12 protein-coding genes and 1 pseudogene are annotated in these 13,988 nt (G+C 55.8%); 4 read left to right on the plus strand and 9 right to left on the minus strand.

Annotation, left to right across the window (positions count from 1 at the left end; all coding sequences use genetic code 11):
• Positions 1-33 precede the first annotated feature (33 nt).
• From SD626R_RS02205 to SD626R_RS02215, 3 genes are all read right to left on the minus strand, one after another.
• A complete protein-coding gene (locus tag SD626R_RS02205; RefSeq protein WP_092562878.1) occupies positions 34-1,392 on the minus strand; it encodes a hypothetical protein in 1,359 nt (452 codons plus the stop codon).
• Positions 1,389-4,343, minus strand: a complete 2,955-nt coding sequence (locus tag SD626R_RS02210) for an AAA family ATPase (RefSeq protein ID WP_092562880.1) — start codon at positions 4,341-4,343, stop codon at positions 1,389-1,391. Before SD626R_RS02210 ends, SD626R_RS02205 begins: the two co-directional genes overlap by 4 nt.
• Positions 4,344-4,498: 155 nt before the next feature.
• Positions 4,499-4,861: a nucleotide pyrophosphohydrolase gene (locus SD626R_RS02215; protein WP_092562883.1), complete on the minus strand. Its 363-nt coding sequence runs from the start codon at positions 4,859-4,861 to the stop codon at positions 4,499-4,501.
• Positions 4,862-5,266: 405 nt separating this feature from the next.
• On the opposite strand from SD626R_RS02215, the gene SD626R_RS02220 reads away from it, so the two are divergent.
• Together SD626R_RS02220 and SD626R_RS02230 are read left to right on the plus strand one after the other, a co-directional pair.
• Positions 5,267-7,171, plus strand: coding sequence for an ABC transporter ATP-binding protein (locus tag SD626R_RS02220; protein WP_092562886.1), 1,905 nt, complete (start codon positions 5,267-5,269; stop codon positions 7,169-7,171).
• A gap of 982 nt (positions 7,172-8,153) precedes the next feature.
• Complete coding sequence (locus tag SD626R_RS02230) at positions 8,154-8,468, plus strand: hypothetical protein (RefSeq protein ID WP_092562892.1); 315 nt, start codon at positions 8,154-8,156, stop codon at positions 8,466-8,468.
• 230 nt (positions 8,469-8,698) lie between these two features.
• On the opposite strand, the gene SD626R_RS02235 is transcribed toward SD626R_RS02230, so the two are convergent.
• The 4 genes from SD626R_RS02235 to SD626R_RS02250 form a co-directional block, all read right to left on the minus strand.
• Positions 8,699-8,944 (minus strand): hypothetical protein, encoded by a 246-nt coding sequence (locus tag SD626R_RS02235; protein ID WP_199242128.1) that lies wholly within the window; start codon positions 8,942-8,944, stop codon positions 8,699-8,701.
• A 305-nt stretch (positions 8,945-9,249) separates the two neighbouring features.
• A complete protein-coding gene (locus tag SD626R_RS02240) occupies positions 9,250-9,687 on the minus strand; it encodes a toxin-antitoxin system TumE family protein (RefSeq protein WP_092562898.1) in 438 nt (145 codons plus the stop codon).
• The gene (locus tag SD626R_RS02245; protein WP_092562901.1) at positions 9,680-10,249 is read right to left on the minus strand and encodes a DUF7342 family protein; all 570 of its coding nucleotides are present in this window, start codon (positions 10,247-10,249) and stop codon (positions 9,680-9,682) included. The genes SD626R_RS02240 and SD626R_RS02245 overlap by 8 nt, the downstream gene beginning before the upstream one ends.
• Positions 10,250-10,512: 263 nt before the next feature.
• The gene (locus SD626R_RS02250; protein ID WP_092562904.1) at positions 10,513-11,016 is read right to left on the minus strand and encodes a hypothetical protein; all 504 of its coding nucleotides are present in this window, start codon (positions 11,014-11,016) and stop codon (positions 10,513-10,515) included.
• Positions 11,017-11,238: 222 nt separating this feature from the next.
• Here SD626R_RS02250 and SD626R_RS16265 point away from each other — a divergent pair, with 222 nt between their 5' ends.
• On the plus strand, positions 11,239-11,559 hold the full coding sequence (locus SD626R_RS16265; RefSeq protein ID WP_137782579.1) for a hypothetical protein: 321 nt from the start codon (positions 11,239-11,241) through the stop codon (positions 11,557-11,559).
• A 471-nt stretch (positions 11,560-12,030) separates the two neighbouring features.
• On the plus strand, positions 12,031-12,744 hold the full coding sequence (locus SD626R_RS16270; RefSeq protein WP_137782580.1) for a helix-turn-helix domain-containing protein: 714 nt from the start codon (positions 12,031-12,033) through the stop codon (positions 12,742-12,744).
• Between the two features lie 52 nt (positions 12,745-12,796).
• On the opposite strand, the gene SD626R_RS16275 is transcribed toward SD626R_RS16270, so the two are convergent.
• Together SD626R_RS16275 and SD626R_RS17440 are read right to left on the minus strand one after the other, a co-directional pair.
• Positions 12,797-13,447, minus strand: a complete 651-nt coding sequence (locus SD626R_RS16275) for a DUF8164 family protein (protein WP_137782581.1) — start codon at positions 13,445-13,447, stop codon at positions 12,797-12,799.
• A 129-nt stretch (positions 13,448-13,576) separates the two neighbouring features.
• Positions 13,577-13,965, minus strand: a pseudogene (locus tag SD626R_RS17440) (RidA family protein).
• Between the last annotated feature and the right edge of the window lie 23 nt (positions 13,966-13,988).

Raw genomic sequence — 13,988 nt, forward strand, 5'->3', positions numbered from 1 at the left:
GTCGTCGTGTATTGATTACGTAAAAAACACGAGCTATTGATCCAATACGTTCTTCAGAATATCAGGCAACGCCTCGTCGAGTTCTCCTGCCTGGAGAATAGTTATCGGTTCGTCTTCCTGTGCATCCACAGACGGCGTCTCTTGATCGAGATCCTGTACAACAAGAAGACCGTTCCACCCACTCCCGAAAATCTCCCCAGTACTCGTGTCCCGTCCAAAGACGTAGTCTTCGTTGATACGGAGAAATGCAAGATATTCGAGCGTCTCCTTGATCCCGGTTCGGATGGTTTCCTCGCGGGTACTATGCTTCACTTCGGCGATGAGATACTCATACGTGAGCGGGTCCTCAGATTGGACTTCGAGGACAATAACATCAGGACGGCCCGTGTGATTTTGGAAATTCTTCTGGAAGTACGCACTGGCAACGTCGCGTGCAGTTTGTTGAACGCGCTCGGCACGAGTGAGTTCGCGGTCCTCTGGCACGGTATCTGTACGGAAAGAGAGACCGCGATCACTGGCGGAGGTATCGTGGTACAACACAATCTCTTGACTGCCATCGATGCGAGCAATCTCTTGCCGTCCGCTCTTGATTGTTTGAAAGACGGGCGGTGTGTCTTGGAGGTCTTCGAGGGTGCCGATAAAACGGAAGAGGACGTAGAGCTCGAAGAGTCGGGCCTGATCGTCTGGGGTGATCGCAGTCTGATTAAGCAGACTCTGCAGCGCATCGGGATCCCCGTCGAAGAGCCGCTGGCGAGCTCGCAGCAGATCGGCAGCATCACGGTAGATTTCTTGCCGAGAGTTTTCGGCAGTTGTGAGCATTCGCTCGGTCGGTTCGTACGTTTTCGGGTCACGGATCCGCCGAACGTGGACGTTCCGTTCAACGGTGCGTTGGACATCATCGATGAGGTCAGTGTTCGCCTGCCACCGAGCGGTGACCCACTCGTAGTTGCCTTTCAGGTAGTCGTCAGCGTCACGCAACGTTGTGTAAATGATTGAGAGAAGCCGTTTGAGAACGATATTCTCGGGGATATCGTAGTCCTCGGAACGGTTTTCGGTGACGAAGAGTGAGCGGTCGTTCGGGTTGGTTGAGTACCGGGCTTTGACGGTTGAGCCCCAGTTGATGTGCCCGTCGATGCCGCCGCGTTGCGTCCGAGCCACGGTTTTGGTCTCGGTACGGACATTGCGCAAGCGCTGTGAAAGCTCCTCAACGAATTCGACGACGTCGGGCTTGAGGATAAAATGCAAATCAAGGAGGAGCTCGTAATCTTCGAATCGCTCGTCGAGTCCGTCAAACGTGAGTGAGTTGGCGAGTTCGCGTTCGGGGAACCCGCCGTTCATGACGTACGCGAGAATATCTTGAGTGAGTCCGTCGACCAGGGCTTCGCGATTCATGAGTCACTGTCGAGTGTAACTTGCAGCATATCACGTGCGGCTGTTTCCAACAGTTCCCGGTCAATCATATCGGCAGTTCCCTCGTGACTGTTGATGTCAGTAATGTGCCGCACGATCTGGTCTCGTTTCGGGACACCTTCGAGTTGTGGGAAAATGTAGCTGATAACGGCATTGGTAACTCGGTTTGGGAGGGTTCCGTTGCCGGTGTCGTGGTGGTTGGTAATGTATCCGAGCATGTCTTTGACGATTGCGGGGCCGATTGCGCGATCCTCGACGGCTTGGTTGGTATGTTTCCAAACGAGCCCGACTGCGCGTCGTTCCTCGGGTGTCGGGTCAAGACCGTCCCAGGCAGCGACGTACTGCCGCATCCCGTCATCAAGAGCATCGAGTGCGTCATCATCGGTCCCTGCCGGGAGAGTTGGCGCTGGGATCCGAATGAACGCGAAGCGGCGCATGAACGCGTAGCTCATCTCATACAGCGACGTCTTGTCATAGGAATTCATGGTCGCGAAAATGTGCCACGAGTCAGGGACGAGATACTGGTAATCCGCGGGAGTGCCGTGGAGATGATCGGTGGTGAGCAGCTCGATTTCGTTGTTGTGTTTCGTGTATGGGAGTTGGACTGGTTGGCCCGAGAGCAGGGTGAAAAGTTGGCCAAATCCTTTGTCGATGTCGGCCCGGTTGAGCTCGTCAATAATAATCGGTTCGTTGGCCTGAACACCTGTCTTTGTGTTTTTGAGACGGTTGAGAACGATCCCAGATGTGAACGCGAGGTCACCGCTCGTTTCCTCGTCAGTGGATTCGGTCGGCATATACCCGCCCACGGTGTCAAATGTAGACCAGTCGGCAGTGGCGGTCGTAACCTGGTACCCGCTGTATAGATGCGGGTAGTGGCGGGTGAGGTGGGCGGTGACTTGCTGGGCAATCTCGGTTTTTCCGGTGCCAGGTGGGCCGGTGAAAATGATGTGATCCCCGGCGCGGACAGCAGCCGTAATCTGGTCGGCAAGTTCGTTGGCAGACGGAACATCGTACGCCTCAGGAAACACGATACCAGAGAACGCATCCGGGTCGATTGTGCCTGAGAATTCAATTGTCGTTGCAATTGGCGACGACTCAGTTGTCGTGCCTACGAGTAGGTCAATGACGGCCTCACCACGACCGTACTCGGCATCATCGTCGAATGTGCTGATGAACTGTCGGCTTGGGAAGTGATTACCTGTCGCGTCATCACAGCGTTCGTTGACGGTGCCGATGGGGATACTCTCTCGTTGTAGTTGGGAGATGGCGTCAGTTAGTTCATGGACAGAGTCAGTTGCGTCTGGAAGGTCTGTCGCAACAGCAGCACCAGGGGTGAGGAAAAGTCGATCAAATGCAACACGGTATGGGTACGTTCGGGTATTGTGTATATCGTCGTACCACCACTGCTCGTCTGCTTCGAAGTGGCTGCCCACGACCGCAATGCCGAAGACGAAGCCATCGGGCCGTGAAAGCTCAGGATGCATTGGTTCGCCCCCAGCGTGGAAGATGAGTACATCGCCGGGGTCCATGTTCGCCCACTGGGAGTGCTGTGTGTCTTCGAAGCCTAAGGCCCGATACTTGAGTGCCGTCACCCAGTAGTCTGCAGGTGCGGTCAATCCATAGATCGTCGGTTCCTCAGCTTGGATGTGCTGGACTAACGGGTCGGTCGGATGGTCGAACTGTTCGGACTCGTCTGGCTCTGTGTCGTTCGAATCTGTCCGTAGAGTTTCTACCCGTTCAGTGGAACCCACCCGGTCGAGGTGGGGAAGTGTGTCACCGATGGCGGTGCGTGCGGCGGCGCTGATGAGTTCGATGAAAGCGGGCGGAGCTTCGGTGAGGTACGCGCCTTGGTTGAGGTTCAGGTTCTTACTGTAGACAACGGTGTGGTCGTCACGGAGGTCATGGAGGACGTCTTCGTTAGCTTCTGTGAGTACCTCATCGACGTCGAGCGGGGTCGCAAATTCTTCATACTCGGTGAGTGGGACCCGGTACGCGGGACGTTCGCCGGAACTGTACCCCATTTCTGATACGCCTTTGTTATCCCATTCGGTGTCTTCGAGACATGTCGTTTCCTCATACGTAGCTGCGGCCAGTGAGGCGGCGGTGAATGCGCGTTGATGCTGGTCAAGATGTAAGATGACGTCGCCTGGTTCCACGTCGGTCGCGTTGTCGTAGTACACGGAGCTCCCGCCGTCGGTCCTGGTTTGTGGACACCATAATGCGTCCCCAAGCCCCCATCCGTCGACGTCACGATCGTCACGGTTGTGGTAGCTTTTCTCGATCCAGACCGTCGGTTGGTCGCCGCTGTGTTGTGTTTTCGCCTGGTCTGCGTACGCTTCGAGTTCCGAGAAATGATCCGTGAGTCCACGGGAAGATTGCAGCTGGGATTTTAGCTCCAGATAGTCGTCAAATTCTTCGAAGGTCCAGCGATTGATTGGGACTTCGGGTGTGAACGCTCCACCGATCAGTTCATCGAAGTTGAGGATCCAATTAACATCCCGGTGGTGAGTGTTGACTGAGTTTCGTGCGGTCGGTGGGAGCTCGCCGTACCGGTCACTCGGGTCTTGATAGGTGTAGTCGCTGTCGATGACACCGATTGCCCGTATCGTAGCCTTCCCCTGCCATTTGTCATCGGAACGGTAGCGAAGCCCGTTTTTGAGCACGATGATATCGCCGACCTGGGCTTCATGTGCGAATTTTCGGAGTTGTACTGCGGGATTTCGCGGGTGCACCGAGTCGCGGGCCGTCGTCGCATCAATAATCGCCTCATGAGATGTTAATGCAGAAATGTCAGTTGTGACGTCCGACCATCCCATGCTAACGCTCCCTTCGCGTAAAAACAGGTTACACCACGTTTCATTATTGAACCCAACAATCCACGCCCGGCGTTCGGCCTGCTCACGATTGCCGTCGGCGGGAGACCCATTACTCATGAGAAATGGGTTACGACGCCTATGTCATATAACACATGATTCTGCTAAACAAACTTTCTGAGCCAGTGACTACCGTCTGAGGTCACAAACTCACAGTTCAGAGCGTGGTAGTGCTCTCAGGGAAACGAAGAGAGTATTTCGGCTGTGTCTGTGGGTTAGTCCCGCTGCCAGGATTCGAGTTCCGCAGTCATGTCTGCAGCCGTGTCCTCATCGAACCGGGTTTCATTAGCGGTCATTTTCTCATCCACTGCGTCAGCAAGGTCAATGTCGAGCTGTGTTGCAAGCGCAATCGAATAAATCACCACGTCAGCGAGTTCCTCTTTGACTCGGCCGTGGAGTTCGGTGTCAGCTTGCACTGTTTCAGATGGATGGTTGTCGTGCCAGAGAAAGAGTTCCAACAGTTCGTTTGCTTCAATGCTGATCGCTTCAGCGAGGTTTTTCGGTGTGTGAAACTGGTCCCAATCACGGTCTACGATAAATGATTTGTACCGGTCAGTGAACTCATCGAAGTCAGTCATCTACCGCTAGTCCCCTGTGGAGGAGTATCAAATTTCGGTGGTAACTCCATTATCCGGTCGCTGATAGAGTGAGTTTGGATAGCGCGTGGTGTCTGAAGAGAGCCAATTAATTAGGTACTGACCCAAGGTGATCAGAGATATATCAAGTAGATTGCTGTTCGGCTCCGGCAGCTTACTCTAACCGCCAAGTGTTGCTCAACACGTTGTTCTTATAATCTGTCCCACCAGTTGTGGGAATCCCGATATGGTAGAGCTGGTTTTATACGGTGAACCGAGAGCGTGATGTAAGCGGCAGCAACACCGATACGGTCAATCACGGAGCTTGCCGACGCTACCGTATACAGGCGAGCGGTTCAACACATCCATGTCATCGGATACTTGTGCGCGAGAACGCTATCGAATGCAGTGACAGACGACCACGGCGGGTTTGAACACGCTCGGGAGAACGTTGACGGCCACCCGATGGTGAATTTGCTCGGCTACGCCAAACGCTACTGGCCGACTCTCACGCTCGGCGTGCTTGCAGCGTTCCTTACGAGGTTTGCCCGGCTGGTTCCACCGATTGTCGTCGCGGCCGCCATCGATCGAGCGATCCGCGGCTCGGCCGACGCGGGACTGTTGACCGACGTGGGCTTGCTGCCGCCGGGTGAGATCACCGGCGAGGCGGCCCGCCTCGCGGTACTTGAACAGCTCGTACTCATCGCGGTGCTTGCGTATCTGGTCCGGTCGCTCGCTCGGTTTGTGTCTCGCTATCTGCTTCAAGCGACGGCCCAGAAGGTTCAGCGTGATCTGCGAAACGATACATATGACCATCTCCAGCGGCTCTCGATGGATTTCTTCGCCGATCATCAGACTGGCGGCATGATGTCGATCCTCAACAGCGATATCAACCGGCTTGAGCAGTTCCTGAATACGGAGTTTCGACAACTCATCCGTGTGGTCGCAACGGTCGGTGGGATTGCGATCATCCTGTGGACATACTCGCCGAAGTTGGCCCTCATCGCGCTTGCACCCGTCCCAGTCATCGGACTGGCTAGTGGGCAGTTTCTCACCTGGATCGAGCCGCGGTATAAATCGATTCGCGAGACTGTCGCTCGACTGAACACGCGGCTTGAGAACAACCTGGGTGGCGCGGCGGTGATTAAGGCGTTCGACCGGTACGGGTTTGAGCAGAGTCGGGTCGCTGAGCAGAGCGAAGCGTACCACGACGAGAAGGTTGCGGCGCTACAAATCCGACGTGGATTCTTTGCGACGCTACGGCTGTTAACCGGCGTCGTGTTCGTCCTCGTTCTTTACATCGGTGGCACTGATATTATCACCGGCGTTCCTGGCGAGGCAGGAGTGTTGACCCTTGGTGGGTTCGCGCTCTTTTTCCTTCTGTTGCGGCGGCTGTACTCGCCGATGCGCCGGGTCGGGAAGTCAGCAAATAAGTACCAGCTTGCGAAGTCCAGTGCCGAGCGCGTGTTCGGGTTGCTCGGCCGTGAGCCAACTATTACGAGCCCCGACTCACCGCACACTCCTGAGTCGATTGACGGGGAAGTCACGTTCGACGATGTGACGTTCGCCTACGGGGACCGCGAGCCTGTCCTTCATGATGTCTCGCTTGATGTGCCGGCGGGGACGACAATCGGCCTTGCTGGGGCGACTGGGGCCGGGAAATCAACACTCCTGAAACTCATTCCTCGGTTCCACGATGTCGATGACGGAGAAGTCCGGGTTGATGGGACTGATGTCCGGGAGTATGATCTACAGTCGTTACGGGATTCGATCGCCATCGTTGAGCAGAATCCGTACCTGTTCTCTGGGACTGTCGCGGAGAATATCGCGTATGGCGATCGCGAGACACTTGAGGCCGAGTGGGCGGAGGAACCTGACAAGAGCGCCCGCGCTCGGGTTAAGCGAGCCGCTGAGGCCGCTGCGGCTGACGAGTTCATCACCGACCTCCCGGATGGATACGATACGCAAGTTGGCGAGCGAGGTATCAAACTCTCGGGCGGCCAGCGTCAGCGCCTTGCTATTGCCCGGGCACTACTCAATGACCCCGAGATCATCGTTTTTGATGAGGCCACATCGGATGTTGATACGGAGACTGAGGAGCTGATTCAAGAAAGCCTTGAGCGGCTGGTCGAGGAGCGGACCGCGTTCATCATTGCCCACCGACTGTCGACGATTCAGAACGCAGACGAGATCGTTGTCATGGATCAGGGCCGGATCGTCGAGCAGGGCGATCACGAAGAACTAGTTGCGGGTAAGGGAACATATGCGAATCTCTGGCAGGGGCAGGCTGAGGCTTCTGCTGCTGACGACTGACGCCCGGCCGGGGCCCTGTTATGTTTACCGACAGGCTTGATGACGGATTCACTGATTGCCGAACAATCCACCCAGCAAAGCTTGTGTCGTACTGTGCTTATTAAATATCGAATGTTTTTGAATATTTGCGGAGCAGGGGTCCCCCTACAGAGAGGCCCCCCCTTGCGGCAGGCCCCCCTTCGACCTCCTTACAGCAGGACCCCCCTCGGGCCCGGTGAGGGTCCCCTTCGGTCCCCCCTTTCAGTGGAAGTTTCCATTCCTCTGTAACGCGCGGTCCCGCGCGCCAGTTGCGCCCGCGCACCCGGTGACCGCGCGCGGATACCACGCGCGTCAATTATGCGCTAGCGCACCCGAGGCCGAGCGCAGCCGGGGGCACACAGCCGAGCGTGCCTACACTCGGCCGCCCGGCCGCTCACAAGTGCGCACCTGCGCTTCACATGCGCCCATATACACACATACGTCCGCGAAATCTGTTGATAAGTAAAAGTATCGCAAGAAATTATTTATTACTCTCTTGTTTTTGTATTTCTGTGCTTCCGCGAGCCTGGAAGTCACTGAGGAACTGCTCGCTCACCGCCAGCCGAACACCACAACAAATGTCCGTCACACCCCACCCGACGACGCACCAGCCGCTCACGACTACCCACGCCACGCTGCGCCTCGCTGAGCGCTCCCCCGAGACTGACCACTCCGTCCAGACGCTCTGGAATGACGGGGTAACCGCAGACCTCCCTGACAAGGATTTCGACGGTGCTCGCTACTACCCGCCTGCCGATGTCGTTATCTGCCAAACTGGCAACGCCCTTGTGACCGTAGTCGATGCGGCCGCGACCCGTGTCCGGACGCCTGGTGCCGTACAGTGCCCGGAGTGTGAGAAGCCGCACGAGGCAGCACTGATGGACGCCTGCCCGTGGTGTGGCGTGGAGACACCCGAGGGGCGGACAACTGGGACGATTACGGTGCGCTACACGGAGGGTCGATAATGGCGGTTCGAGAGGGCCTCACTCACCTCACCGATCTGACCGGCTCTGGCGATAACGTCCTCGTGAAGGCGCTTGTCACTCACATCCAAGATCTCGACAGTCACAAGCCGTACCAGAAAGGCTTGCTGCGTGATCGGTCGATGAGTGACGATGAGGTCCGGCCGTTCGTGGTGTACGATGCAGACCTCCGTTTAGACAAGGGGAAGGTATACGTTCTCAACGGAACTGATTACGAGTACGCGCCGTCAGGTGAGATTCAGGTCGTGCTTGGAGAGGACGCGTACTCCGAGGAGATCGCAGACACGTCAGAGTAGGCCACCTAAGACGCGCTGAGTGGCGCACAATCTCCTCATGCTCTCGTTGGAGTCATTTTGAGTGGTCTTCCCCAAAATAGCTGATCAAATCTCTCTTGTAGCGTCTCTCGGATTCTTGATTGAGTCTTTTGCGCCAGAGATACATCGTGCGAGTCGGCCAGGAGAAAGCGACCTCACCTGGGGAGTCAGGTCTAGAACTATAACAGCCAGCTTGATTGGGCGATTGGTGATTACGACTCGAACGACGTCCCGACTCCGTCAGCAACCGCTTGGAGATCGGCCTTCCGGAACGGGGAGTTGTCGGCCGCCTCCGGCGACTCTGCGATGCCGACGTGCGCCCGGATGAGTTGCCGCATCTGCGATGTTGATGATTGCCCCGTCTTGTCGACATCGACTCCGAGTGCCTCACAAATCGCTTGTAGCTCCTCCTTCGTGAACGACGCCCTGACCTCCCGTTCGAAGCGATCGGTTGCCACTCGAATCGCGTTTCGAAGTTCTTGGACGGTATGACTCATGACTCTCCACTCTCCGCTTATTCACCTCAAAGTTCCTATGCAGTTGCGGTGAGACGTGTCCAGGGATTCGGACCTATCACCCCTGTCATTCCTGAACTCAGCCTCTGTATCTCGGACGGCACTCTTGCCCGGATAAAGGTGATTCAGCGGGCCGATCGGTACGCGCGTCTCCGGTGTTGACCTCGGAGAGGTCAGACTCTGTACCTACTATGAGTCTCCGTAGATCGCGCTACCCACATCAGGACTCTATCTCGTACGAGAGATGCTCACTCGTCCCAGAATTCTTCGATCCGTTCGTCAAGACGGGCAAGTACGGTGGTGAGTACGTCTCGCCACTCGGGTGGATACTCAGCATCCTCGCCTGGTGTTGCTGCGTCCGGAGGTGGATGGAAGTGCTCGCGGAGGTTGTGATCGTTGGGATGGCGATCCCATCGACACTCCCACGAATTGCTCGTCTGATACTGCTCAGTGTAGTGGATGCTGAAGTCGTCCGTCTCGAACCATCGGATCCGAAGTGAGGCACGTGTGACCCCGCTGCGGAAGTACCCGAGGTCGTAATCAGCAACGACAGCGTTTGGCGCGTATGCTGGCTGTGCATTGACACTCTCGAATCGGGCGCTTCGGAGCAGGTGAGCGGTAATCCGGTCGAGAACCGCAGCATCGATTGGGCCGGTACTGGGTGGATTGCCCGGCTGCTCAGGCATCGATGTGCCCGGGAGGGCTACCAGAGGCAGGGTGGTCACGTCGCGCCGCGTCGAGGAGCGTTGCTCGTCGTTCGAGCGTTTTCCACTCAGAGAGGGCCTCCCATGCGTCTTCGGTTGTCATTTCTCTGCTGGCTTCAACCAGAGAAATCTCGTTCGGATCGTCTGCATCGAATTGCGTTCTGTACGCTTCGATTTTGTCGAGTGTGTCTGTTAGTTCGTCAACGAGTTCCTGCTCGGCGTATTTGTCACGGAGACGGTCGATACGTCGCCACTGAAAATACGCGTTGTTGCGCTCGTACCGGACGGGCCGACCGTCGTGGCGGTGAACCATGCCCATCTCGTCGAACCACGCGAGATAGTCTCGGGCTGTCTCGGTCCCACAGTCGGCGAGGTCGGCGATCCCGGAGACCTTCGTGGGCGTTCGAAGCCCAGTGATGACATCAAGGAGCCGTTCGCGGATCGGTCCGTCTGTGAGAAGCGTTTCAGGTGACGCAAGTTCAGTGAGATCTGGTCGCGATTCCGCACCGTCATACGCTTCCTCAGGGATGTCAGTAACGTCCATGCGTGTCGCCTCGTTAGTACAGAGGTAGGTTTGAAGCGATATATATCTGTGGACTACTGAATTAATTCTGTTTACCTGTCGCTCGGACGACCGAACGCAGGGTTCGTCTCGCGGCTGCGATCGTAGCCATCAATCGGTTAACCCCAACCCGTAGTGGCTCAATCGGGGGCAGTGATCTCGTCGAAGCCAGTCCTTCACTACCAGTCCCCTCTGTGGAAAGTGACAACTTTCTCTGGGACTCACCAACCCACTCCATCAAGCAGCTACTGCTTGTGCCACTCACTAAGCAACACCTGCTCAGTCTGACGGAGCTGTTCAACCGATGGCGAGCCCTCATTGACCGTACACGCAACTGTCTCCTCACCAGACCGATCACAGACGATGACGTCATGACGCTCAAGCTGCGCGAGTGTGCGCTCTAAAGCAGCCTCATCATCCACGCCACTGAGCTGTCTGAGGTCACTGACATCAAGCGTGGTCTGTGGCTCGCTGAGGAAGGTCGCAACCAGTTTCGCCTCTGGATGGTCACCAAACACCCACGTCAGCGGCGTGTCCTCTGCATACGCGTCTCGCTGTGACCGCTCACTGCGCTCTTTGTTCCCACCAGTGTCGTTTGGTGCGAAACGTCTGGTGAGCGTGGCGCGGAGCTCACGAGCCCGGTTCACGGGCAAGTGATTGCGCAAACGCGCCCCGTTGTTGATTTTCGACGTGATCGTCGCCGTCGTCGGGAGCATCGCCGTCGGGTTATCGATGAGGTTGTGGAACATGGTCTAAGTGCCCGTCGCAAAGTCGCCTCCCGCAGTGTGGCCGTGGTTCGTGCTCATTGATCCTGCTTCGGGGGTGCTTGTTCGGGGAGCCAGCACGTGAGACGACTCACACTCCGCATATTGGTGGGTGGGGTCAAAAACTTTGTCCTAAGCAAGTTCTTGTGTGAACACTCTCAAAACACTTTTATCCAAAGGAGTGTTAACGATCCCCAACCACGGTGAGTGACAATCCCCGAAATTTCCCACCACCCGTTCGACACCGAAGAGGAAGCTCGCCTTGCGGGGCAAATTGTGTACAAGCTACTCCGCAAGCGAGTGCTGGGGAGTCACAAGAAACAGATCACTACCGTCGCAGGGTGGTTTCCAACACACAAGCAGGGCCGTGTGAAGGCACTGCTTGAGACGATGGCTCGGAAGCCAGGAGTTCCAGTGACGATGTACGGTGGTGGACATCGGAACAATGTCCAGCTGGTCGCCTTCGAGCCGGCGATGCAGTTTGCTGACCGGTGTGGGGCAGACACAGAGTGGATCCCCGACCCCTAACCCGCTTAGACACTGTTCGCCGGTCGGAGCGTCCCGTTAGAATTCGACGATAGGATTGTTGAAGTATGCCGCCGTCACCCAAATCTTATCTCGCTTGACCGTGCCTCCGACCGGAGGGCTTTTTTGAATCAGTGTACGCAAAACCCGCTTCAGCCGGTTTGGTGTCGGAGATGCTGCAAGATACGAGCGGATCTGCCCTCTTGTGGCTGGAGTTTGTTTGTCGTGGCCTTTCATCCCAAGCTTCCGGATAATCTTTTTTGCCAAAACCGTATCGTCATCATCAGAAAAGAGAGTGTTTGGGACGTGTGCCATCGCTGAACTGTGAGTACGTGCCACCGTCTGACATATCAAATTTTTCTAAGAGGTAAACCCCTCACAAGATACATTGAGAGTATACAAGCCTGCGGCACTAGAAACTATTAAGTCGCTGGCATCTATTGAATGGCGTATCCCTGCGGACGCACACATATCATGGCTCCAGACGATCCACATTCGGCGGTTGGACCAATTCCGAAGCACGACGGTACGTATGCTGAGGACACGCCACTCACGTGGGTGTTCGGCGCTCACCCAGAAGTGAAGGTGGTCGCCGGGTTTCTCAGCGAGCCTGACACGATACTTGATAAAAAAGGAATTGCTGAACTAACGGGTGTCTCGCGACCGGCTGTCCCGTCTTATTTGGAATCGATGGTTGAGTGTGGTGTGATCGATGTCGCTACAAGTTCGGGAAAACGTGAGTTGTTCCGGCTCGGCGAAACGGAAGCTGTTGAGCTCCTGCGGGAACTTGAGGCGACGCTGCTTTCTCGTGCATACGAGGAGTCGGGTGAGTTGCCAACAGGAGAGGTGCAGCCTCAGCCACCCACTGAAAAAGAGATTGCTGAGCCGTATGCCGAGGACACGCCACTGACCTGGGTGTTTGGTGACCACCCAGAAGCGAAACTGGTTGCTGCAGTTCTCAGTGAGCCTAACCACGCACTCAGTATCGAAGACTGGTCAACAATCGCGGGAGTAAGTCGCGGCGCGGTGAATAACCATCGTGAACAGCTGATTGAACAGGGGATTGTTGAGGATGCTGGATCGAGTGGCCGGAAACATCTGTACCAACTCGCAGATACGGCCGTGACCGAGCAGCTGTCGACGCTTGAAGCCCGACTCCTCCGTGATTGGTACGAACTACAGGGTTGAATGTTCCGTGCGTGACGGCGTGCGCTTACATACAGTATCTCGATAGGCCCGATCAGACGAGTCCTGCATTAATCAGCGCGGCAGCCGCGGTCACAAGCAACGACAAGAGTGCGAGAATGGCAGCTGCGTAGCGGGCGATAGTAATCCCCCGGTTGTGTTGTTCGCGAGTATTCCGGACATGGACCGGGATCTTGTGTGCGTCCTGTTTAATCTCGCCAGTCCCGGTCTCATACGAGAGTACCATGTGGAGAGCGTATTCGCCTGGCGCAACCGAGTTATCAGTCGGAACTGTGTACGTGATCGGTGGATCGCCGTTGTGTTTTTGTTCAAGATAGCTAGCTCCAAACGGGAGCGTCAAGTCACGATTCGTGGCTGGTGACTCGAAGAGTGCAGGTGACAGTGGGAAGTGACAGCCGTTCTGGACGAGTTCATTCGTCGTTGTATACTCACTATCTTCAGCAGCTTCCCCCGTGAGAATACCCTCGTCAGGGTCATACTCTTGTTCAGTAAGTGGAGCGAGACTGGAATCGATTGTTCCAAAATCGGAGACTAGATCTGGATGCGAATGGACGACAAAGAGTTGTGCTGTCCTGACATCGCCGCTCCCGACGATATACAGGTCGATTTCAATCTGCTCAGTTGGATCGATTCGAGGCTGTTTTAGAAGTGGGACGAGCGAATACGCACCATCCCGTGTAGCCATGCCGATTTGTTACTGGTTCGATGTATATATGTTTACTCGGCGCTGTTGAAGTATTCAGAAAGAGACATACTTCGCTCCGGTTGCGGTCAATACAATTGATTGAGACTTCTCCCAGTACAGAGGAGAGATCTACTCTGAAATATTCGCAACCGCCTCAATTTCAACACGTAACGCTGGATCGATAAGGCGATTCACCTCCACCATGCTGGTGGCTGGGCGAATGTCACCAAACACTTCACCATGTGCCTCACCGATTGCCTCCCACTCATCGATATCGATGACGAACATTCGAGTTCGAACCACGTCCTTGAGTGATGCATCAGTCTCTCGAAGGGCATCTTCGATGTTCTGGAGTGCTTTTTTGTCTGTTTGTACGCGTCGTCTTGACCAACTATATTACCGTCACCGTCAGTCGCTGTCGTCCCAGAAACGTGTACTTGATCGCCCGTTTGAACAGCCCGAGAATACCCGACTGTTGACTCCCATTCGGTTCCGGACGATATTCGTTTCCGTTCCATGATTCAAGCTCATGGCTATTCTT

This window comes from Halorubrum sp. SD626R (genome assembly GCF_001261915.1).
GTDB lineage: Archaea > Halobacteriota > Halobacteria > Halobacteriales > Haloferacaceae > Halorubrum.

What these genes read in the sequence shown, in the direction of transcription:
- SD626R_RS02210 (WP_092562880.1), bottom strand. Translation starts at nt 4,343, where the DNA reads ATGAGTAATGGGTCTCCCGCCGACGGCAATCGTGAGCAGGCCGAACGC.
- SD626R_RS02205 (WP_092562878.1), bottom strand. Translation starts at nt 1,392, where the DNA reads ATGAATCGCGAAGCCCTGGTCGACGGACTCACTCAAGATATTCTCGCG.
- SD626R_RS02230 (WP_092562892.1), top strand. Translation starts at nt 8,154, where the DNA reads ATGGCGGTTCGAGAGGGCCTCACTCACCTCACCGATCTGACCGGCTCT.
- SD626R_RS02245 (WP_092562901.1), bottom strand. Translation starts at nt 10,249, where the DNA reads ATGGACGTTACTGACATCCCTGAGGAAGCGTATGACGGTGCGGAATCG.
- SD626R_RS16275 (WP_137782581.1), bottom strand. Translation starts at nt 13,447, where the DNA reads ATGGCTACACGGGATGGTGCGTATTCGCTCGTCCCACTTCTAAAACAG.
- SD626R_RS02240 (WP_092562898.1), bottom strand. Translation starts at nt 9,687, where the DNA reads ATGCCTGAGCAGCCGGGCAATCCACCCAGTACCGGCCCAATCGATGCT.
- SD626R_RS16270 (WP_137782580.1), top strand. Translation starts at nt 12,031, where the DNA reads ATGGCTCCAGACGATCCACATTCGGCGGTTGGACCAATTCCGAAGCAC.
- SD626R_RS02250 (WP_092562904.1), bottom strand. Translation starts at nt 11,016, where the DNA reads ATGTTCCACAACCTCATCGATAACCCGACGGCGATGCTCCCGACGACG.
- SD626R_RS02215 (WP_092562883.1), bottom strand. Translation starts at nt 4,861, where the DNA reads ATGACTGACTTCGATGAGTTCACTGACCGGTACAAATCATTTATCGTA.